Here is a 20580-nt window from a genome sequence, read left to right on the forward strand (position 1 = left end):
AGGGCTAACTCCCGAACTCTTCAGACAATTTGATTTGCCACAAACAAGATCGCCTTGATTATTATTTTTATTTCGTTCAAATTTATTCGCTGATTTTCTCATCTAAATTTTCTCATTACTTTTTGTAGCTAAACTGTTACCAACAAACAGTGCTTCCATTCAAGTTAGAAATGACGAAAGATATAATAACTGCGCATGCAGGATTAGGTTTACTTGGAGAATTTGCAGCAGGTTTAAAATTACTGGAGCTAACGGACAGATATCTGCCGGGGCCAGGCAGCGGAGCAGGATATAAAGCTCATGAGTACATCTTTCCACTGATTTTGATGCTCAATGGAGGCGGGAGAAGTTTGGAAGATCTCCGACAGATAAGAGAAGATAATGGACTTCGGAAGATTTTACCTTTAAAAAGAGTTCCTTCCTCAGACGCAGTTGGAGATTGGTTGAGGAGAATGGGAGAGAAAGAAGGTCTTAACGGGCTTGAGAAAGCAAACAAGATACTGCTAAAGCGGGGAATGAAATATGACGGGCTGAAGAAATACACACTGGATATAGATGCTACAGGCATTATAGCGGAGAAAGAGTCAGCAAAGAAAACTTATGAAGGATTTAAAGGATATATGCCAATGACAGGTCATATAGCGGAAAATGGTCTGATATTGGGAGACGAGTTCAGGGAAGGGAATGTGGGGCCTTCAGCCATGAATCTCGAATTTCTGAAGTACTGCATAAAACAAATGCCAAAAGCAAAGGGAGTTGGAGCGGTTAGATCTGATAGCGCCGCATATCAAGCTGAGATTGTAAACTACTGCGAAGACAACAATATTTCATTTGCCATAGGCGCTGGTTTAGACAAAGCAGTGTTGGAAGCTGTAAAAACAATTCCAAAAGAAGATTGGGAACCTTATCAGAACGGGCATATTGCCGAGACGGTTCATTGCATGAACAAAACTAAGAAAGCTTTTAGGCTCATAGTAATACGGAGACCCTCTCAGAAGGAAATGTTTGCATACGAAGACACTGGTACAAAATATACTGCAATAGTCTCCAACAAGACAGAATCAGCAGAAGAGATTATAGAGTGGTACAATCAACGTGGAGAATGCAGTGAAAACAGGATAAAGGATCTGAAGATAGGATTTGGCATGGAAAGAATGCCTTGTGGACAGTTTGAGGCAAATGCTGTTTTCTTTAGAATAGGTGTCATAGCGTATAATACTTACAAATTGTTTGTTCTGCATGCTCTGGATAGATCGTGGCATAAACATCAGGTACAAACAGTGCGATGGCGATTGTATCAAATAGCTGGAAAGATTGTATATCATAGTGGACAAATCTTCTTAAAGGTGAGAAAGGCTTTATGCCGGATGTTTAAAGATGTTCGTCTGAGAATATGGGAGTTTGCCAATACTTAGGATACAGATTAGGAGAAAAGATTTTTGGCCTATACAGGGAGGGGTATGTCTTAAATAGCTGTTATAAGACTTGAGCAGGCATAAATTCCTGAATAAAGATTATTCTCTGTCCTCTGAACTGTTTTTGAAGACTGAAATGACAAAATTTGGAGATATATTTAAATCAATGTCGGATTTTGGGTCAAGCACGATTTTAGTGAATTTTTCCATTTGACAAAGGCTGCAGAATTGAATAAGATTCAGGTGCGTTTTCGATAAGTTGTAAGTCAAAACAATCAACATAGGGGAGAAAAAATGAGGAAGAATTATTTACTGACTCCAGGTCCGACTTCTGTGCCTTCTGATGTGCTTTTAGAATTGGCTAGGCCTATTGTGCATCACAGAACTCCTCAATTTGCCGAGATATTTCGTTCTGTTAATGAAGGGCTGAAATATGTTTTTCAGACAAAAAACGATGTTCTCATATTTGCTTCATCAGGCACAGGAGCTATGGAAGCCAGTGTTGTTAATCTTCTGTCTCCCGGGGATAAAGCGCTGACAATTAGAGGTGGTAAGTTTGGAGAAAGATGGGATGAAATATGTAAGGCATACAACATAGAAACTTTTCCAATAGATGTTGAATGGGGTAGGGCAGTTAATCCTGATGATGTAAGAAAAATCTTAGAAAGAGAGAAGGGAATAAAGGCTGTTTTTGCCACATTGATAGAAACATCAACAGGTATTATGCATGATGTCAAAGCATTAGGCAGTATTGTCAAAGAATTTCCTGCTGTTTTAGTAGTAGATGCTGTTAGCGGGCTTGGAGCGGTTGATATACAGACTGATAATTGGAATATAGATGTAGTAGTTGCCGGTTCTCAAAAGGCGTTAATGCTGCCTCCTGGATTGGCGTTTGCAAGCGTAAGCAATAAAGCATGGGATTTGGTAGAAAGTTCTAAATGTCCTAAGTACTATTGGAGTTTTGCAAAGGCAAGAAAGTCCCTAAAAACTGATCAGACTTCATATACTCCTGCTGTGTCACTAATAGTTGGTTTAAGTAAGTCTTTAGAGATGATAAAGGAAGAAGCTCTTGAGAATGTACTCGCAAGACACAGCAAACTGGCTAAAGCTACGCGAGCTGCAGTAAAGGCTATGGGGCTTGAGCTTTTAGCTCCAGAGTCTCCATCAGACGCAGTAACGGCTGTTAAGGTTCCACAGGGAATAGATGGTGTGGATTTAGTGAAGAGCTTAAAGAAGAGATACGATGTTATGATTACCGGCGGCCAGGAGCAACTTAAGGGGAAGATAATAAGAATCGCTCATATGGGTTATTCGGATACGTTTGATATTATTACAGTAATTTCAGCCTTGGAAATGGCTCTGGTAGATTCCGGATATAATCTTGAACTTGGGAAAGGTATAAAAGCTGCAGAGGAGGTCCTAAAATGAAGATATTAGTAAGTGATTCCTTGGCAAAAGAAGGGATAGAGATTCTCAAAAATAGTAAGATAGATGTTGATGTAAAAACAAGCATGTCTCCCGAAGAACTCAGAGGCTGCATCAAAGATTATGAAGGTCTGGTTATAAGAAGTAAAACCAAGGTTACTAGTGATATAATTGAATCTGCAGAAAAGTTAAAGGTAATTGGCAGGGCTGGAGTTGGCGTGGATAACGTAGATATACCTGCAGCTACGGAACGCGGTATAGTTGTTATGAATACGCCCGGAGGCAATACTATTTCAGCGGCAGAACATACACTAAGCATGCTTCTGGCTCTTTCCCGCAATATTCCTCAGGCAAATCAATCTTTAAAGAATGGTCTCTGGGATAAAAAGAAATTTATTGGAACAGAGGTGTATGGCAAGGTGTTGGGTATAATTGGGCTAGGGAAAATTGGCACAGAGGTTGCCGGTCGCGCTCAGGCATTTGGAATGCGTATTACAGCATATGATCCATTTATCTCTGTTGAAAAGGCAGATAAACTTGGCATAAGACTTGAGACTTTCGAGAATGTTTTAAAAAAGTCAGATTATATAACAGTTCACCTTCCTCTAACGCCTGATACAAAGTATATAATAAATGATAAAGAATTTGGTTTGATGAAACAGGGTGCAAGGATTATAAATTGTGCGCGTGGAGGCATAATAGATGAGAATGCTCTATGTAGAGCCGTAAAGTCAGGGAAACTTGCAGGAGCAGCTGTGGATGTCTTTGAGACAGAACCTTTGCCGGCGGACAGCCCTCTTCTATTATATGAGAATATCATAGTCACACCACATTTAGCTGCTTCTACTGAGGAGGCTCAGATTAATGTTGCTATAGACATTGCGCATCAGATAATAGACGCACTGCAAAATGAGAATTATTCTAATGCTGTCAATATTCCGAGTATAGATCCTAAGGTGTTCAAAGAGATAAAGCCATATTTTAATCTGGCAGAACGGTTGGGGAAATTGCAGCGCCAGCTGGTTGATGGGCATATAAAGGTTTTGAGAATAGAATATAGCGGAGACGTTACAAACTATAATGTGACTCCTATAACAGTGGCTTTAATAAAAGGTTTGCTGGATCCTGTGCTTAACAAGGTAGTTAATTATGTGAATGCGTCTTTTATTGCGAGAGAGAGAGGAATAAAAGTTGTAGAGAGTAAGACTAGTAAGGCAGAGGATTTTACAAATTTAATCACTATATACACACAAACTAATTCCGGAGAATCTTCAATAGCAGGAACTCTGTTTAGGGAAAATGATCCAAGGATTGTACGTATAAATGATTATCATGTTGATGCAGTTCCTGAGGGGTTTATGCTTGTGTGTATAAATAAAGATATGCCTGGAATAATGGGGAATATGGGAACAATACTTGGTAAGCATAATGTCAATATTGCAAGCATGACACTTGGTAGGAAAAAGCAAGGGGAGCAGGCAGTGACCGTATTTAACCTGGATAATGAACCTCCCAGAGAAATACTAGGTGAAATCGAGAAACTAAAAGAGATAATATCAGTCAAGTTAGTAAGGTTTTGAATGTGAAGGAGTTTGAAAACTTGAAGTCGCATTTTGCGACATCAAGCAAGGAAGAATTCGGTTTGTATAATAATAAAAATGTCAATGTGCTTGAAGCACAAGTAAAGAGGAGGCAACAATGAAGTATTCTCGTCATTCCATTTATATTGTAATGCTTTTAGCGTTAGTCGTAACAGGATGTGCAACGAGAAAGGCATTCGTTTCTACTACAAGACTCGCGGAAATAAATTTAAAAGGGATTAAAAGAATTGCAGTAGATAAAATTAATGGAAATATTGGTCAAAGACTAGCAGATTTAATTACAGTTGCATTATTTAAATCAGATCGTTTCGAGGTAGTAGATAGGGAAAATACTAATAAGATAATAAAAGAGTATCAATTAAATATTGGTGGCGTTATTGATGAAAATACGGCAGTTCAGATGGGTAAAGTTTTAGGTGTTTCAGCACTAGTTTGTGGAAATTCATTAATAGACTATGACACTAATACATGGACAAAGGATGAAGAATATCGTTCAAGCGGCGGATATGACTATACACGCACTAAATATTATCTAAAGCAGATAGCTAAAATCGAAGCAACTTTTCGTATTATTGACTTAACTACTGGTAAACTACTAGTTGCGAAATTGATAACTGAGGAAGCGAGTCATTCAGACTCTTCTTATGATGGGTGGCCACAAGGGATAGATAAAGACATACTTATTAAAAATGCATTGGATAAAACCGCTAATAGTTTTATGAGAATAATTGCCCCGTATAATTACCGTGTTGGGATAGAATTTGCCCGTTCAAAATCATCCGAGGGGAAAAGCGGAATAAATTTTGCTAAGGCAGGATTATGGAATGATGCACTAAAACAGTTTGAATTAGCCGCAAAGAAAACCCCAAATGATTCCAGAGCATGGTACAATTTAGGGCTTGCCTATGAATATAACAACATATTTGATAAGGCAATCGAAGCATTCAAAAAATCAAATGAGCTAAAACCATCCTATGAAAATATGATAGAGATAAATAATGTTAGGCGTATGGAAGCAGATAAGGAAAAGCTAAAAGAACAGGGAGTTAAGGAATAAAATCTAATCGAAAAATGCAGAAGAGAAAAGTCCCAAATCTTTATCAGACAAATTAGAGAAAGAATAATACAAAAATGATATTGTGCAATAAATGTCTGGATTCTGCGGTCAAGCCACAGAATGACGTAATAAAGCAAAGGGACAGGCGTGTGCCTGTCCCCTACACAAGAATTCCGAAGGACGAGATTGCTTCACTCCGAACACTTTCGGGATTCGCAATGACAGAAAAGGGAAAATGACGGATATTGTTAAACAAGATATTATTGAGAAAAAGATATTTTTGATTAGAGATTTAAATGTAATGTTAGATAAAGACCTTGCTGAACTTTATGGCGTCCAAACAAAATCACTTAATCTTGCAGTAAAAAGAAATATAGACAGATTTCCAAATGATTTCATGTTTCAATTAAGCAAAGAAGAGTTTACTAACTTGAGGTTTCAATTTGAAACCTCAAGATGGGGCGGCATTAGATATCTGCCGTATGCTTTTACTGAGCAAGGAGTTGCTATGCTTTCCAGTGTTCTTAACAGCAAAAGGGCGATACAAGTAAATATCGGGATAATGCGGATATTTGTCAATATAAGGAAAGTGGTTTCTGCGAATAAAGAAACGCTTAACAAATTGAATCAATTGGAGGATAAGATTCAATCACACGACGAGAAAATAAGAACGATATTTGAAATTATCCACAAACCATTAGATTCAAAATTACTATCTCCGAAAGAACCATTCTCAAATAAAAAAACAATTAGGGATATTATTCGTTCCTGTGAGGAGTATGTTTACTGGATAGATAAATACTTTTCAAAAGCAGGCATGGATTGGCTTTTAGAATTACTTGATACTAAAAAAGTAAAATTTGTTAAAATCCTGATGACACCAGAAAAAGCAGATGGAAAGTTTATTTCGTCGTATAAGGATTTAAAGAAAGAGTTTAAAAATAATGGCATAAAATGTGATTTGCGACTTATAACCGATAAAAATCTGAAAGCAGATATTCATGATAGATGGATTATTTCAAAAAATCTATGCTATAATATTCCTTCAACTGATACCGTTAGGAGAGGGCAATATAGTGAGGTAAAAAGAACGGCAAATTTTCCACCGTTCAATAATTGGTGGGAAAAAAGCAAAGATGTTTAAGTAAAGCAGAAAGATGAAAGAGAGTTTGATGAAGTCAGTAACAATAAAAGTTCCAGCAACAACAGCAAATCTCGGGTCAGGTTTTGATACGCTTGCTTTGGCTCTGGATCTGTATAATTATGTTACAATTGAATTGGCTGCAAAAACGCATATAGAGGTTGAAAATGAGGGGAAAGACAGTTTGCCTCTTGATGAGAAGAATATAGTATATATTGCCGCAAAGGCTGTTTTTGATATGGCTAAGGTCAAGATGGATGGGTTAAAAATAAAGCTGGTTAATAATATCCCATTAGCCAGAGGATTGGGCGCTAGCGCAGCAGCACGTGTAGGAGGAGCAATAGGAGCAAATTGTTTGCTTGGGAACAGGTTTAGCAAGGATGAAATTATGTCTCTAACTGCAGAGCTTGAAGGGCATCCTGATAATGTAACACCGGCTCTTTTTGGAGGTTTTACGATTTCTTATATTGATAAAGGAGAGTTAAAGTATTTCAAGATTAGTCCAAATGTTAAGTTTAAAATAGTAGTGGTTATTCCGCAGTTTGAGGTATCAACATCCAAGGCGCGTGAAATACTGCCTTCAAAAATTTCGAGAAAAGAAGCTGTGTTCAATATAAGTCGAGCGTGTTTGTTAGTCAGCTCTATTCTAACTGGACAACTTGAATATGTTGGCCCTGGCATGCAGGATATGTTACATCAGCCTTACAGAAAAAAATTAGTTCCTGGTATGGATGATGTTTTTGAAGCTGCTATGAAAAATGGTGCCAGAGGTGTGGCTTTAAGCGGAGCCGGTCCTTCAATAGCCGCTTTTGCAACAGAAAGCTTTGAAGCAATAGGAAAGTCTATGCAAAGAGCTTTTCTGGAGCACAATATAGAGAGCAGATTTCTGGTGACAGAAATTAACAGTAATGGAATAGAAATTATAGATTAAAAATAGGGTGCAAAGGAAGGCGATATGGAACAGAAGAAAAAAAATAAAATTTATATAATTGATGTTACAAATCGAGATGGTGTGCAAACAGCAAAACTTGGTCTGGCAAAGCTGGAAAAAACAATGATAAATATTATGCTCAATGACATGGGCATATATCAAAGTGAGTTTGGATTTCCTCTTACAAAGCATGAGACTAATTATATTAATGCTAATCTTGAACTTGCAGATGTGGGGCTCCTTTCTCCTATAATTCTTGAAGGCTGGAGCAGAGCAATGGCAAAGGATATTGAAGAGTCTTACAAGAATACTAACATTAAGCATTGGAATCTGTCTATTTCAACATCCAAGCAGATGATAGATGGGAAATTCGGAGGGAGGATAACAAGGGATTTTGAGAGTAAAGATAAACCAAGTGTTTTAGGTCTTATGGCAGATGCTGTAAAAGCAGCGAAGAAGCATGGAGCATTGACAATTGGCGTTAATGCAGAAGATGCATCAAGGACAGATATGGAGTTTCTCATTAAATTTGCAAAATATGCCAAAGAGCATGGAGCAGACAGAATCCGCTATTGTGATACATTAGGTTATGATGATCCTTTTTCAATTTACGAGAGAATAAAAACACTTGCAGAGGAAGTAGAAATTCCAATAGAGCTTCATTGCCATAATGATTTAGGGCTTGCAGTGGCATGTTCTATAGCTGGAGCTAAAGGAGCAATAAACGGAGGAGTAGATGCATACATAAATACCACACTTAACGGCATGGGAGAAAGAGCAGGGAACGCAGATATGGTGTCGGTTATTCTTGCTATTAAAAAGTCCTCAGGATTTGGGGGGAACTATAAATTGGACGATAGGATTAAGTTAAAGAAAGCATGGAAAATAGCGAAGTATGCATCTTATGCATTTGGAGTTCCAATACCTGTGAATCAGGTTGCTGTTGGAGAGAATGCCTTTGCGCATGAATCAGGAATACACGCAGACGGCGCTCTCAAGGATAGAAGAAATTACGAATTGTATGATTTTGAGGAACTGGGTAGAGGCGAGCCTGAGGTAATAGATACAGGCAGAAAGATAACAGCAGGGGAGTATAGCGGAGTAAAGGGCTTTAGAAATGTGTATGGAAAACTGGAAATAGAGTTCAAAGATGATAAAGAAGCTGCTAAAGTCCTGGATCTTGTTAGATATGCCAATGTGCATACACAAAAGCCTCTTACTAATGATGAATTGAAGTTCATTGCGCATTATCCAAAACAGGCAAAACAAATAATGACAGTAATACCATGAGGAGAATTGATGAGTAATGTAGCTGTTGTTGGTACACAATGGGGAGATGAGGGCAAGGGGAAAATTATTGACCTGCTTACTGAGAATGCTGATATTGTTGCTCGATATCAGGGTGGAAACAATGCTGGGCACACTGTAATAATCAATGAGAAAGAGTTTACACTTCATCTTATTCCTTCTGGAATATTGCATAAAGATAAAAAATGTATAATAGGTAATGGTGTTGTTATTAATCCGAAAGCATTACTAGCGGAGATTTCCGAATTAGAGAATAAAGGGATTAAAGTAAGTGAGGATAATCTGTATATAAGCAAATCAGCTCATGTAACAATGCCGTATCATATAGTGTCAGAAAAGTTAAAGGAGGAGAGGGATAGAGGCAGGATCGGGACAACGCTTAGGGGAATTGGGCCAACATATGTAGATAAAGCAGCAAGAATGGGAATAAGAATGTGCGACCTTATTGACCCTGACAGTTTTAGAAGAAAGTTAGAAGAAAATTTGGATCAGATCAATGTACTGTTCGAGAAAATATACGGAGTAAAGGGATTTCAAGTAAATGAGATATTTGATGAATATTCCGGGTATATAGAAAAATTAGTCCCATTTGTTAAAGATACTGTTTTTATGTTAAATAAAGCGATAGATAAAGGGGTTAGTGTATTATTTGAAGGAGCGCAGGGGAGCCTTTTGGATGTTGATCACGGCACGTATCCCTATGTAACCTCTTCAAATTCTACTGCTGGAGGAATTTGTACGGGACTTGGCATCGGACCAACAAAGATAGATAGTATTATAGGAGTGGTGAAAGCTTATACAACAAGAGTTGGAGAGGGGCCGTTTCCAACAGAGCTCAAGGGGGATCTAGGAGACAAGTTGAGAAATGCCGGCCCAATAGGCGAGTATGGGAGAAGCACAGGCAGACCACGCAGATGCGGCTGGTTTGATGGAGTTATTACCAGATATTCAGCAATGTTAAATGGGCTGAGTTATGTAGCAGTTACACGTCTTGATATACTTGATGATCTTGACGAGATAAATGTTTGTGTTGCGTATGAATACAATAATGAGAGGTTAGAAGAATTTCCATATCGTGCTGATATACTTCAGCAATGCAAGCCAATTTATGAAAAACTACCGGGCTGGAAGCAGAGCACCGTTAATATAAGAGAATATAGTAAGTTACCAAAAAATGCGCAGAAATACTTAAACAAGTTGTCAAAATTAATGAATGTGCCAATAGCTATAGTCTCTGTTGGACCGCAAAGAAGACAGACGATTTTTATTGAGAAAGATTTCTAGATTAGTATAATCGACATTTTCGGGTCGCTAGCTCATCTGGTTAGAGCACCGGCCTTTTAAGCCGGGTGTGGAGAGTTCGAGTCTCTCGCGACCTACCAATTCGAAAAAAAGCAATTCAACTTGAAAATTCCTGTCTGATTTGGTATCTTGCCAATTATTAAATAAAGGTGTATTAATGATTGATAATAATAGAATAAAAAAGATAAAAATGCTTATCCTTGATGTGGACGGGGTTATGACAGATGGCAGGATTATATGGACTAGTTCTGCTGAAGAGATAAAAATTTTTAATGTACAGGATGGTGTTGGAATAATTTTAGCTCAAAGAGTAGGCTTAAAGGTAGCAATAATATCTGCGCGGGAATCTAAGGTAACTGAGATTCGTGCAAAAGAGCTGAAGATAACAGATTGTTATCAAGTTGTAGAAAATAAACTTATTACATATAAAGAGCTGAAAGATAAATATAAATTGGCTGATGAACAAGCTGCCTATATAGGTGATGATTTGCATGATGTCCCTGTTCTCAGGAGAGTGGGCTTTGCAGTGGCTACAGCAAATGCTCAGGAGGAAGCAAAGCAGGTTTCACATTATGTAACTGAGAAGAATGGTGGCGAAGGAGCTGTACGCGAAGTTATCAACATGATCCTTAAAGCAAAGGGATTATGGGATAAAGCAGTGGAAAAATATTATATATAAGGAGAATAAAGGGTGAAACTAAAACTTGGATTACCAAAAGGGAGTCTTCAGGAAGCAACTGCCAGAATATTTAAAAAAGCTGGATTTAATATATCAACTTCTGAACGTTCTTACTTTCCAATAGTTGATGATAACGAGATTGAGGCCATTCTTATCAGAGCGCAGGAAATGGCAAGGTATGTATATGACGGGGTTCTGGATTGTGGTCTGACAGGAAAGGATTGGATAATGGAAAATGGCGTTCAGGTTGTTGAAGTAGCAGATCTTATATATGCAAAAAGTGGGATGAAACCAGTTAGGTGGGTTTTAGGAGTTAATGATAATTCAGAAATAAAGACAGTTAAGGATCTGGAAGGAAAGAGGATTGCAACAGAACTTGTAAATGTTACAAAGAAATACCTTAAATCACAAGGTGTGCAAGCGGAAGTAGAATTTTCATGGGGTGCAACTGAGGCAAAAGTTCCTGACTTGGTAGATGCGATTGTTGAGCTTACTGAAACAGGCTCATCTTTACGGGCAAATAACATTCGGATAATAGATGAAATTATGACTTCAACAACTAAACTTATTGCAAATAAGGGTGCATGGAAAAACACGTGGAAAAAGAGAAAGATACAGAATCTTGCAATGCTTCTTACAGGTGCACTAAACGCTGAAGAAAAAGTTGGTCTTAAAATGAATGTTGCTCAGAAAGATTTAAAGAATATCATAAAAATACTGCCTGCAGTAAAGACTCCTACAATATCACAATTAGTTGGGGGAAAATGGGTGGCACTGGAAGTAGTAATAGATGAAGATATAGTTAGAAATATTATCCCTAAGTTAAAGGAAGCTGGCGCGCAGGGCATTGTAGAGTATCCACTTAACAAAGTAATCTACTAAAGATGAAATTCTGTAAGCATTTCGTTTTAAGTTTACTTGTTCTTTCCCTGATATCTTTATCAGGTTGTGCAATACTTACTCACAACAAAGATATATCTCCTAATAATTCTGACGCCTATGCACATTATTGTATGGGCACTATATATGAGAATAGAATGGATATTGATAAGGCTATACGTGAGTATGAGAGCACAATACAGGTAGACAGGACAGCAATAAGACCAAGATACATCCTGGCTGGACTCTACGTTAGAAGGGGATTCATTGAACAGGCTATAGAGCAATATAGAATATTATCTAAGTTGGATCCGAAGAATACAAGACTCAGTACAGTTCTTGGCGCTTTGTATTTACATCAAGGACTTACGTACAGTAAAATAGGAGATTATGAACATGCTGTTGTATCCTATAAAAAGTTATTAAAAATATTTAGATCTGATTTAAGCTATTATTATCTTGGGGTTGCCTACGAGCGCATGGGAAAAATATATCATGCAGACAGGCAGTTTAACCGCGCTATAAAATTAAATCCGGATTATGCAGAAGCTTATAATTATTTAGGATATATGTATATAGATAAGGGGAAGAAACTTGATAAATCTATAAAATTAATTAAGAAGGCTCTTGAAATTGAGCCGGAGAACGGCTACTTTGTTGACAGCTTAGGGTGGGGATATTACAAAAGAGGAATGCTTGAGGCAGCAATGTTACAGCTTGAAAGAGCTGTGGAGCTTACTAAAGCAGAAGAAGACGATCCTGTAATAAGAGATCATCTTGGAGATGTATATTTTCAAAAAAAAATGTATAATAAAGCTATCAAGCAGTGGGAAAAAGCGGTAGAATTGGGCGCAGAAGATAGGAAAATAATTGAAGAGAAAATAAAAAATGCAGGGGAGAACTAATATGGACCTTAGATTTAATTATGAACCAAAATCCGGTTATACAAAGGTATTGTTTCCTGATGGAGAATTATTGAATTATATTGAATTCGGTATTATAAAACTTTCTCAAGGAGAACAGTATTCAGAAAATACAGAGGATAATGAGGTTGTCCTGGTTATTCTTAAGGGAAAGTGCGTGATCAGTACAAACATTGTAAAGTGGGGACCGATAGGTGGGAGAAAGGATGTGTTTAGTGGTAAGGCTTACGCTACGTATATCCCCAGACAGAACAGATATGATATTACTGCAACGACTGATTTAGAAGTGGCTGTATGCAAAGGAAGAACTGATTTTGCTGGGGAACCTGTTGTTATAACTCCTGATAAAGTAAAAGTGCGATCTGTTGGAAATGGGATCTGGACAAGAAATGTGTATGATATTATTGATGAGAGAACTCCTGCAGGGTGTCTTCTTGTTGGGGAGACAATAAATCCTCCTGGCAATTGGTCATCATTTCCTCCGCATAAACACGATATTGAAAATCCACTAGAAGAAACAAAATTAGAAGAGGTATACTTTTTTAAAATTCAGCCTGAAGAAGGATTTGGCATGCAGAGACTTTATACAGCACCTGATTCGAAAGATGAAGGTTTTGATGAAGCAGTAGTCTTGAAGAATAATACCGTAACAGTTATGCCAAGAGGTTATCATCCGGTCTGTGCCGCACCCGGATATTCAGTTTATTACCTCTGGATACTTGCAGGGAAAAACAGAAAACTCATTCCCAAAGAAGATCCGCAGCATTCATGGATCGGGAAGAAAGTAAGTTAGGAGGGAGAAATGGACAATAGCGGGTTATTTAACATTAGGAATAAAGTAGCTGTAATAACTGGAGGAGGAGGGATTCTTTGTGGCGAAATGGCAAGGGCTTTATCAAAGCATGAAGTAAAAGTAGCCATCCTGGATCTCAGAGAGGATGTAGCAGTAGGACTTGCTGATGATATTGTAAAACATGGCGGAAAAGCAGTAGGCTTAGCCTGTAATGTGCTGGATAAAGAGAGCATTAAAAAGGCATCTGTCAGGATATTAGAGTTATTTGGAAGAGTGGATATTCTTATAAATGGCGCTGGAGGCAACAGCCCAAAGGCAACTACAGCTAAGGAGACTCTGGAGCCTGAGGATCTAAAGAAAATTGATGTACTGGGAAACAAAAGCTTTTTTGATATGGATCAGGAAGGAGTAAAATTTGTTTTCAATCTGAATTTTCTAGGTACTCTTCTCCCGACCCAGGTATTTGCGAAACTAATGGCGGAACAAGGAGATGGCGGGAATATCGTAAATATATCTTCCATGAATGCGTTCAGACCTTTAACAAAGATTCCCGCATATTCAGCGGCAAAGGCAGCTGTGTCTAATTTTACACAATGGCTTGCAACTCACCTGTCTCCTGTTAATATTAGAGTTAATGCTATTGCGCCAGGGTTCTTTCTAACAGATCAGAATCGTTTCCTGCTTGTTGATGAAAAGACAGGCAAACTTACTCCAAGAGGGGAAACTATAATAAATCATACTCCAATGCGCCGTTTTGGTGATCCAGCTGATTTAATTGGATCTCTTATATGGCTTGTTTCTCCTGCATCAGAATTTGTAACAGGAATTGTTGTTCCTGTAGACGGAGGCTTTTCTGCTTTTAGCGGAGTATAAATAAAATGGAGGAGTTATAGAGTAATGAGTGAATTAAAGAATGTTATTATTGCGCAGTCTGGCGGCCCATCACCAGTAATTAATAACTCTCTCAGGGGAGTTATCGAGACATGTAAGCTGTTTCCTGAGAAGTTCGGCAGAATATATGCCGGATATCATGGAATAGAGGGGATTCTTAAGGAGGAATTGTTGGATTTGAGTGCTCAGAGTGAAGAGGAAATATCTTTTTTAAGAACAACTCCAGCTGCTGGAGCAATAGGAACATGCCGCTATAAATTAAAACAGGAACAAGTTGCAGATTTTAATCGTGTCATAGAGGTTTTTAAAGCTCATAATATCGGCTATTTTTTTTACATTGGCGGTAATGATTCAATGGATACGGCCCATAAAATTAGTGTGCTTGCAAAGGATAAGGGGCTGGATTTAATTGCCGTAGGTGTGCCGAAAACAATAGACAATGATGTTGGGGATGAAAAATTTAAGCTTATAGATCATACCCCGGGATACGGCAGTGTAGCAAGATACTGGGCGTATTGCATTCAGAATGCAAATGAAGAGAATGCTGGGTCTTCTCCTGCAGATCCTGTTACGGTGATTCAGGCTATGGGAAGGAAGATAGGTTTTATTCCTGCAGCAGCGCGTCTTGCAGATCCTGAAAGGGAGATGCCGTTACAGATATATCTTGCTGAGACTGAGCTTTCCATAGAAGATCTTGCAGATAATGTGAATGAAGAGTTGAAAAGATCAGGCAGAGTTATTGTGGTGATAAGTGAGGGATTTCAGGTTGGAGATATTGGAGAAGCAAAGGATGCTTTCGGACATACGGAGTTTGGGGCAAGTCAGAGTACTGTTAAGCAGATAGTTGCGAATTATTTAAATAAAGTTGGACTTAAAGCAAGAGGCAGTGCAAGAGGCTTTATTCCTGGAACTGACCAGCGTGATACGGCAATTTATGCCTCTACAGTGGATTTAGATGAAGCTTATAAAGTTGGACAGAAAGCGGTTCTGATAGCTTATGAAGGAACTAACGGTTTCATGTCTACAATTCTCAGAAAACCAGGGTCAATTTATAGTGTTGAATATGACAAGGTTTCTCTTGAGAAAGTTGCAAATTCTGAAAGAAAATTTCCTTCAAGCTGGATAGCAAAGAATAGGATTGATGTAACTGACGAGTTCATAAAATATGCAAGACCTCTCATTGGAGAGGATTGGGTGAGTGTGCCGATAGTTAACGGAATACAGCGCTTTGCGAGAATTAAGCCTGTATTTGCGGGAAAGAAATGTGCTGAGTATATTCCTCAGGCGTACAAATTAAAATATGGAGGGTAATCTATGCAGGATGCAGCAGGGAAATTAAAAGAATTTAAACCTGAAAAGCAGTTTTTTGTTGGAATTGATTCAGATGGGTGTGCGTTTGACACTATGGAAGTAAAGCATAAGGAATGTTTTATTCCTAATATTATAAATGAATGGGAACTTCAGGCAGTATCAAAGTATGCAAGAGAAGCTGCAGAATTTGTAAACCTTTATTCAAAGTGGCGTGGAATAAACAGGTTTCCTGCTCTTACAATGGTTTTTGATCTTCTTCAGGAAAGGGAAGATGTAAAAAAACGCAAGGTTAATATTCCTGAAGCAAAGACTTTGCGCGAATGGATTGAGAAAGAAACAAAGCTCGGCAATCCAGCTCTGGAACAAGTCGTTCAGGAAACAAAAGACCCTGTGTTATCTCAGGCATTAAAATGGTCTAAGGCTGTTAATGAGACAGTAGCAAAGATAGTTCGTGGGGTACCTCCGTTTCCTTTCGTCAGGGAAAGTCTTGAGAAGATTTTCAATACAGTAGATGCAATTGTTGTGTCTGCGACTCCATGTGAAGCTCTCAAGAGAGAGTGGGATGAACATGATATTGCTAAATACGTTAGGGTAATTGCAGGACAGGAGATGGGAACAAAGAAAGAACATCTGGCATTTGCTGCTGTAGGCAACTATAAGCCAAATCATATTCTAATGATAGGTGACGCCCCCGGAGATATGAAAGCTGCACGCGCTAACAATGCTCTCTTTTATCCCATTAATCCCGGAGATGAGGATATATCATGGGAGAGATTTCACAATGAAGCCTTTGATAAATTTATAAATGGAACATATGCTGGAGATTATGAAAAGTCCTTAATAGATGAATTTGATAAATATTTACCCAGCATCCCTCCATGGAAATAGTGTGAAAATAGTTGTTGATGAGAATATTCCATTTGCCAAAGAGGCATTTTCTACATTAGGCAAGGTTGAAACTTCACACGGAAGAGAGATAACTCCTCAAAAGGTGGAAGATGCTGATGTTTTGATTGTCCGCTCTATCACAAAGGTTAATTCTGAACTTTTAGAAAAAAGTCAGGTTAAGTTTGTCGGGACAGCCACGATAGGGCTTGATCATATTGATGTTGAGTATTTGAAGAAAAGAAATATCGGGTTTGCAAGCGCGCCTGGCTCTAATTCTAATTCCGTTTCAGAGTATATAGCCTGTGGATTATTATATACAGCAAACAAGTTGTATCTCAATCTTTGCAATTTGACAATTGGGGTTGTGGGAGTTGGTAGTGTTGGCAGTAAAGTTGCAAAGAAGGCTAAGGCTCTGGGAATGAGAATGCTTCTTAATGACCCTCCTCTTTTTGAGAGAACAGGAAATATAAAATATCGTCCGATACAAGAATTGATGGCAAATTGTGATATATTAACCTTTCATGTTCCCCTTGAAAGACAGGGCAAGTATCCTACATATCATATGATAGATGAAAAGTTTCTGAGACGTTTAAAGAAATGTCCTGTAATTGTAAATACCTCTCGTGGTGGAGTTATGGACACAGAGGCTGTTAAGAGTGTCCTGATGCATTGCAGGATATCACAGGTTATTTTGGATGTGTGGGAAAACGAGCCGGATATTGATACAGAGATGCTTAAAATGGCCTTGATTGGGACTCCTCATATTGCAGGTTATTCCTTTGACGGAAAAGTCAATGGGATGTTTATGGTATACAACAGCCTGTGTCAATATTTAAATAAGAAAGCGAAATGGAATCCCAATAACTTTTTGCCGGATAGCAATTGTCCTGTTATTAAAGTTGGTGAAATGAATAATGGTTCATTAGAAAAAAAATTGCACGAAGTTATTTCTCAAGTGTATGATATTGAAAAGGATGATTCAAAACTTAGGGAATCTTTCTCTCTACCTGCTGAGAAAAGTGGCGCATATTTCGATTCTTTGAGAAAAAATTATCCTGTGAGAAGAGAATTTTTTAATACAGAGATCTTGTTCGAAAAAGAAGATTCGCAATTAGCGAATGTCTTATCAGAAATTGGTTTTAAAGTAGACAAAATATAAGAGGAGAACATTAAAGATGCCATGGTTTTATGAAGAATCCAAGGAGATAGATTTAAGTAAGAAGCAGGAAGTAATGGAGAGGGTGGTGCAGGAAGCAAGTGAGCGGATAACAAAAAATTTCAAAAAGGTGCTTTTATTGCCGCCGGATATTACCCGTTATCATTCAGGCGCAGGACAATTAACAGAGATAATTTACAAGCTTCTTCCCAAGAGTTGTAAGGTTGATGTTATACCTACATTGGGGCAGCATGTTCCTCATACTGATGAAGAGAATAAATGGATGTTTGGTTCTATTCCTCAGAATTGTTTTCTTGAGCATGATTGGCGAAAGGGTTGTAAAACCCTTGGAGAGGTTTCTCGGGATTATGTAAAGGAGGTCAGTGAAGGTAAAGCTGATTGGCCAATACCTGTTGAAATTAACAGAAAAGTTACAGAAGAGAATTATGATATTATAGTAAATATAGGGCATGTTGTTCCTCATGAAGTGCTGGGTTTTGCCAATCATAACAAGAATTACTTTATTGGTCTTGGCGGAAAAGAAATGATATGTGCTTCCCATATGATGGCAGCAGCGTGTGGTATTGAAAATAATTTAGGACAGCTTATAACACCTTTAAGAGCGTGTTACAATAAAGCGGAGAAAGAGTATTTAAACAACATTCCTCATGTATATGTTCAAATCGTTATGGCAAGAAATCAGCAGGATAAACTCGTTACTACCGGATTATATGTCGGGAATGACCTTGAAACATATTTAATGGCAGCCAGAAAAAGCAAAGAGCAGAATATTACTGTTTTTGATAAACCTGTTAAGAAGATTGTTGCAGTAATGCAGGCAGATGAGTTTAAAAGTACATGGGTAGCTAATAAAGCAATATACCGCACACGTATGGCTATAGCAGATGGAGGAGAATTATTGGTTATTGCTCCGGGACTTGAGCGTTTTGGAGAACAGCCGGAGGTTGATGAGATTATCCGTAAATATGGATACGTTGGAACTCCAGCTGTTATGGAGCAATATAGAAAGAATGAAGATATGCAGGACCTAAGGCATGCTACTGCGCACCTTATTCATGGATCATCTGAGGGGCGTTTTAACATAACATACGCTCCCGGGAAATTGACAAAAGAGGAGATAGAAGGAGTTAATTTTAAATATGCGGATATTAACGAAGCTTTAAATAGATACAATCCTGAAAAGATGTCAGAAGGTTGGAATACCATGCCTGATGGGGAACAAGTCTTTTTTATCAGCTCTCCGTCAGCAGGTTTGTGGGCATGTAGAGAAAAATTAGAAGCACGAAATTCGAAATACGAAACAAAATAGAATAAAATAAACAAAAACAGGAGGATAGGATGATAAAGAAAGTGTACGTGTTTTGTGTAGCTGCAGGGATGTTTGTTGTTAGTATGAGAGCGGGGTTTGCTGAGCCGGCGCTGACGATCTATAATCAGAATTTTGCAGTTGTGCGCGACCAGCTGAGTCTTGAGTTGAAGAAGGGAACAAATGATGTTCGCCTGACAGATATAACAGCGCATCTGGAGCCTGATTCAGTGATTCTGCGCGATCCAAAAGGTAAAAGCGCAATCCGGATCCTTGAACAAAACTACCGCGCAGATCCAGTTTCACAGGGACTTCTGCTTTCTCTATATGAAGGAAAAACAATAGACTTTCTTATCTACCGCGGCGAGAAAACTGAGATTGTTAAGGGAAAAATTATTCGCAGCGGCTATGTTCCTCATCAGAAAGGAATGCAGCAATATGGAGCTCAATACCGTTACAGGCAGATAGCTTATGCCAATCCGAATGTAGGAGGTCAACCTGTAATTGAAGTGGATGGCAAGATTAGATTCGGATTGCCGGGCTTACCGCTTTTTCCTTCTTTAACGGACGACACTGTCCTAAAGCCGACTCTTAATTGGCTTCTTGAAACCAACAGGCAGGGCAGAATAGAAGCGGAACTATGTTATATCAGCGGAGGTATGAGCTGGAAGGCGGATTATAATGTTGTGGCGCCGGAAAAGGGAGATGTTCTTGACATTGTCGGCTGGATAACAATGGATAATCAAAGCGGTAAGACATTTAAGAATGCAAAGATCAAACTTATGGCTGGAGATGTAAGCAAGATTCAACCCGGGCAGGAAGATAGGTTAGGAACACTTGCAATGTCCAAAATGGAGAGTAGTGGTATGCGTCCTCCTGTATCTGAAAAAGCATTTGATGAATATCATCTCTATACTTTACATCGTTCTACAACTCTTCATGACAGAGAAACAAAACAAGTTGAATTTATGCGCGCTTCTGAAGTCAAATCACAACGTTTGTATGTCTATGATGGGGCAAAGATTGACTGGAACCGTTATCGCGGCTGGAACGCAGATAATATCCGTCAGGATCGTGATTATGGCACGCAGTGTAATTCCAAGGTGTGGGTAATGAGGGAGTTTAAAAATTCAGAAGAGAACTGTTTAGGCATTCCTCTGCCACAAGGCCGTATGCGATTCTATCGCCGCGGTGATGACGGGCAACTGGAGTTTACAGGAGAAAACACCATTGACCATACGCCAAAAGACGAAACTGTTCGTGTGTATACAGGAAATGCGTTTGATATTGTCGGGGAAAGGAAACGCACCTACTACAAGATTGATACAAATCAGGACTGGCTGGATGAAGCGTTTGAAATTAAACTCCGTAATCATAAAAAAGAGAAGGTAGAAATCAGAGTCGTTGAGCACCTGTATCGCTGGATTAACTGGAATATCACAGAGAAATCAAACATTTATCTCAAGACTGACAGTCAGACCATTGAATTCCGGGTTCAACTGGCACCAGACGAGGAGAAGACTATAACCTACAAGGTTCACTATACGTGGTAA

General features: G+C 38.6%; 18 protein-coding genes and 1 tRNA gene. All 19 read left to right on the forward strand.

From position 1 onward, the window contains the following. Positions 1-170 precede the first annotated feature (170 nt). The 19 genes from Q7J67_00005 to Q7J67_00095 all read left to right on the forward strand — a co-directional run bounded on the left by Q7J67_00005 (position 171) and on the right by Q7J67_00095 (position 20580). A complete protein-coding gene (locus Q7J67_00005) occupies positions 171-1415 on the forward strand; it encodes an IS1380 family transposase (GenBank protein MDO9463678.1) in 1245 nt (414 codons plus the stop codon). 294 nt (positions 1416-1709) lie between these two features. Continuing rightward, positions 1710-2843 (forward strand): alanine--glyoxylate aminotransferase family protein, encoded by a 1134-nt coding sequence (locus tag Q7J67_00010; GenBank protein MDO9463679.1) that lies wholly within the window; start codon positions 1710-1712, stop codon positions 2841-2843. Continuing rightward, entirely contained in the window at positions 2840-4420 is a 1581-nt protein-coding gene (gene serA / locus Q7J67_00015; GenBank protein MDO9463680.1) for a phosphoglycerate dehydrogenase, read from the forward strand. Before Q7J67_00010 ends, serA begins: the two co-directional genes overlap by 4 nt. A 118-nt stretch (positions 4421-4538) precedes the next feature. Next, complete coding sequence (locus tag Q7J67_00020) at positions 4539-5498, forward strand: DUF6340 family protein (GenBank protein MDO9463681.1); 960 nt, start codon at positions 4539-4541, stop codon at positions 5496-5498. Positions 5499-5733: 235 nt separating this feature from the next. Then, positions 5734-6642 carry an ORF6N domain-containing protein gene (locus Q7J67_00025; GenBank protein MDO9463682.1) on the forward strand — a complete coding sequence of 303 codons (909 nt, stop codon included), beginning with the start codon at positions 5734-5736 and terminating at the stop codon, positions 6640-6642. Between the two features lie 28 nt (positions 6643-6670). Then, positions 6671-7570 carry a homoserine kinase gene (gene thrB, locus Q7J67_00030; GenBank protein MDO9463683.1) on the forward strand — a complete coding sequence of 300 codons (900 nt, stop codon included), beginning with the start codon at positions 6671-6673 and terminating at the stop codon, positions 7568-7570. 24 nt (positions 7571-7594) lie between these two features. Continuing rightward, the gene (locus tag Q7J67_00035) at positions 7595-8860 is read left to right on the forward strand and encodes a homocitrate synthase (GenBank protein MDO9463684.1); all 1266 of its coding nucleotides are present in this window, start codon (positions 7595-7597) and stop codon (positions 8858-8860) included. 9 nt (positions 8861-8869) lie between these two features. Next, complete coding sequence (locus tag Q7J67_00040) at positions 8870-10162, forward strand: adenylosuccinate synthase (protein MDO9463685.1); 1293 nt, start codon at positions 8870-8872, stop codon at positions 10160-10162. 21 nt (positions 10163-10183) lie between these two features. Then, positions 10184-10260 (forward strand) — tRNA-Lys (locus Q7J67_00045). Positions 10261-10337: 77 nt separating this feature from the next. After that, on the forward strand, positions 10338-10859 hold the full coding sequence (locus Q7J67_00050; GenBank protein MDO9463686.1) for an HAD-IIIA family hydrolase: 522 nt from the start codon (positions 10338-10340) through the stop codon (positions 10857-10859). A gap of 12 nt (positions 10860-10871) precedes the next feature. Further along, positions 10872-11741, forward strand: coding sequence for an ATP phosphoribosyltransferase (gene hisG / locus Q7J67_00055; GenBank protein MDO9463687.1), 870 nt, complete (start codon positions 10872-10874; stop codon positions 11739-11741). Positions 11742-11743: 2 nt separating this feature from the next. After that, on the forward strand, positions 11744-12643 hold the full coding sequence (locus Q7J67_00060) for a tetratricopeptide repeat protein (GenBank protein ID MDO9463688.1): 900 nt from the start codon (positions 11744-11746) through the stop codon (positions 12641-12643). Between the two features lies 1 nt (position 12644). Then, positions 12645-13454: a 5-deoxy-glucuronate isomerase gene (gene iolB / locus Q7J67_00065; GenBank protein ID MDO9463689.1), complete on the forward strand. Its 810-nt coding sequence runs from the start codon at positions 12645-12647 to the stop codon at positions 13452-13454. A 9-nt stretch (positions 13455-13463) separates the two neighbouring features. Beyond that, positions 13464-14327 (forward strand): SDR family oxidoreductase, encoded by an 864-nt coding sequence (locus tag Q7J67_00070; GenBank protein ID MDO9463690.1) that lies wholly within the window; start codon positions 13464-13466, stop codon positions 14325-14327. 24 nt (positions 14328-14351) lie between these two features. After that, a complete protein-coding gene (locus Q7J67_00075; GenBank protein MDO9463691.1) occupies positions 14352-15656 on the forward strand; it encodes a diphosphate--fructose-6-phosphate 1-phosphotransferase in 1305 nt (434 codons plus the stop codon). 3 nt (positions 15657-15659) lie between these two features. Then, a complete protein-coding gene (locus Q7J67_00080; GenBank protein MDO9463692.1) occupies positions 15660-16544 on the forward strand; it encodes an HAD hydrolase-like protein in 885 nt (294 codons plus the stop codon). Between the two features lies 1 nt (position 16545). Further along, on the forward strand, positions 16546-17703 hold the full coding sequence (locus Q7J67_00085) for a 4-phosphoerythronate dehydrogenase (GenBank protein MDO9463693.1): 1158 nt from the start codon (positions 16546-16548) through the stop codon (positions 17701-17703). 16 nt (positions 17704-17719) lie between these two features. After that, complete coding sequence (locus Q7J67_00090) at positions 17720-19030, forward strand: lactate racemase domain-containing protein (GenBank protein ID MDO9463694.1); 1311 nt, start codon at positions 17720-17722, stop codon at positions 19028-19030. Between the two features lie 29 nt (positions 19031-19059). Beyond that, positions 19060-20580 (forward strand): hypothetical protein, encoded by a 1521-nt coding sequence (locus tag Q7J67_00095; protein MDO9463695.1) that lies wholly within the window; start codon positions 19060-19062, stop codon positions 20578-20580.

It is taken from the genome of bacterium (genome assembly GCA_030652805.1).
In the GTDB taxonomy this organism is placed as follows: Bacteria; JAHJDO01; JAHJDO01; order JAHJDO01; family JAHJDO01; genus JAHJDO01.

Coding starts and splice junctions, on each gene's coding strand:
- Q7J67_00040 (MDO9463685.1), top strand. CDS start 8,870: ATGAGTAATGTAGCTGTTGTTGGTACACAATGGGGAGATGAGGGCAAG.
- Q7J67_00090 (MDO9463694.1), top strand. CDS start 17,720: ATGCCATGGTTTTATGAAGAATCCAAGGAGATAGATTTAAGTAAGAAG.
- Q7J67_00070 (MDO9463690.1), top strand. CDS start 13,464: ATGGACAATAGCGGGTTATTTAACATTAGGAATAAAGTAGCTGTAATA.
- Q7J67_00060 (MDO9463688.1), top strand. CDS start 11,744: ATGAAATTCTGTAAGCATTTCGTTTTAAGTTTACTTGTTCTTTCCCTG.
- Q7J67_00005 (MDO9463678.1), top strand. CDS start 171: ATGACGAAAGATATAATAACTGCGCATGCAGGATTAGGTTTACTTGGA.
- Q7J67_00075 (MDO9463691.1), top strand. CDS start 14,352: ATGAGTGAATTAAAGAATGTTATTATTGCGCAGTCTGGCGGCCCATCA.
- serA (MDO9463680.1), top strand. CDS start 2,840: ATGAAGATATTAGTAAGTGATTCCTTGGCAAAAGAAGGGATAGAGATT.
- iolB (MDO9463689.1), top strand. CDS start 12,645: ATGGACCTTAGATTTAATTATGAACCAAAATCCGGTTATACAAAGGTA.
- Q7J67_00025 (MDO9463682.1), top strand. CDS start 5,734: ATGACGGATATTGTTAAACAAGATATTATTGAGAAAAAGATATTTTTG.
- Q7J67_00010 (MDO9463679.1), top strand. CDS start 1,710: ATGAGGAAGAATTATTTACTGACTCCAGGTCCGACTTCTGTGCCTTCT.
- thrB (MDO9463683.1), top strand. CDS start 6,671: ATGAAGTCAGTAACAATAAAAGTTCCAGCAACAACAGCAAATCTCGGG.
- Q7J67_00095 (MDO9463695.1), top strand. CDS start 19,060: ATGATAAAGAAAGTGTACGTGTTTTGTGTAGCTGCAGGGATGTTTGTT.
- Q7J67_00080 (MDO9463692.1), top strand. CDS start 15,660: ATGCAGGATGCAGCAGGGAAATTAAAAGAATTTAAACCTGAAAAGCAG.
- Q7J67_00035 (MDO9463684.1), top strand. CDS start 7,595: ATGGAACAGAAGAAAAAAAATAAAATTTATATAATTGATGTTACAAAT.
- Q7J67_00050 (MDO9463686.1), top strand. CDS start 10,338: ATGATTGATAATAATAGAATAAAAAAGATAAAAATGCTTATCCTTGAT.
- Q7J67_00020 (MDO9463681.1), top strand. CDS start 4,539: ATGAAGTATTCTCGTCATTCCATTTATATTGTAATGCTTTTAGCGTTA.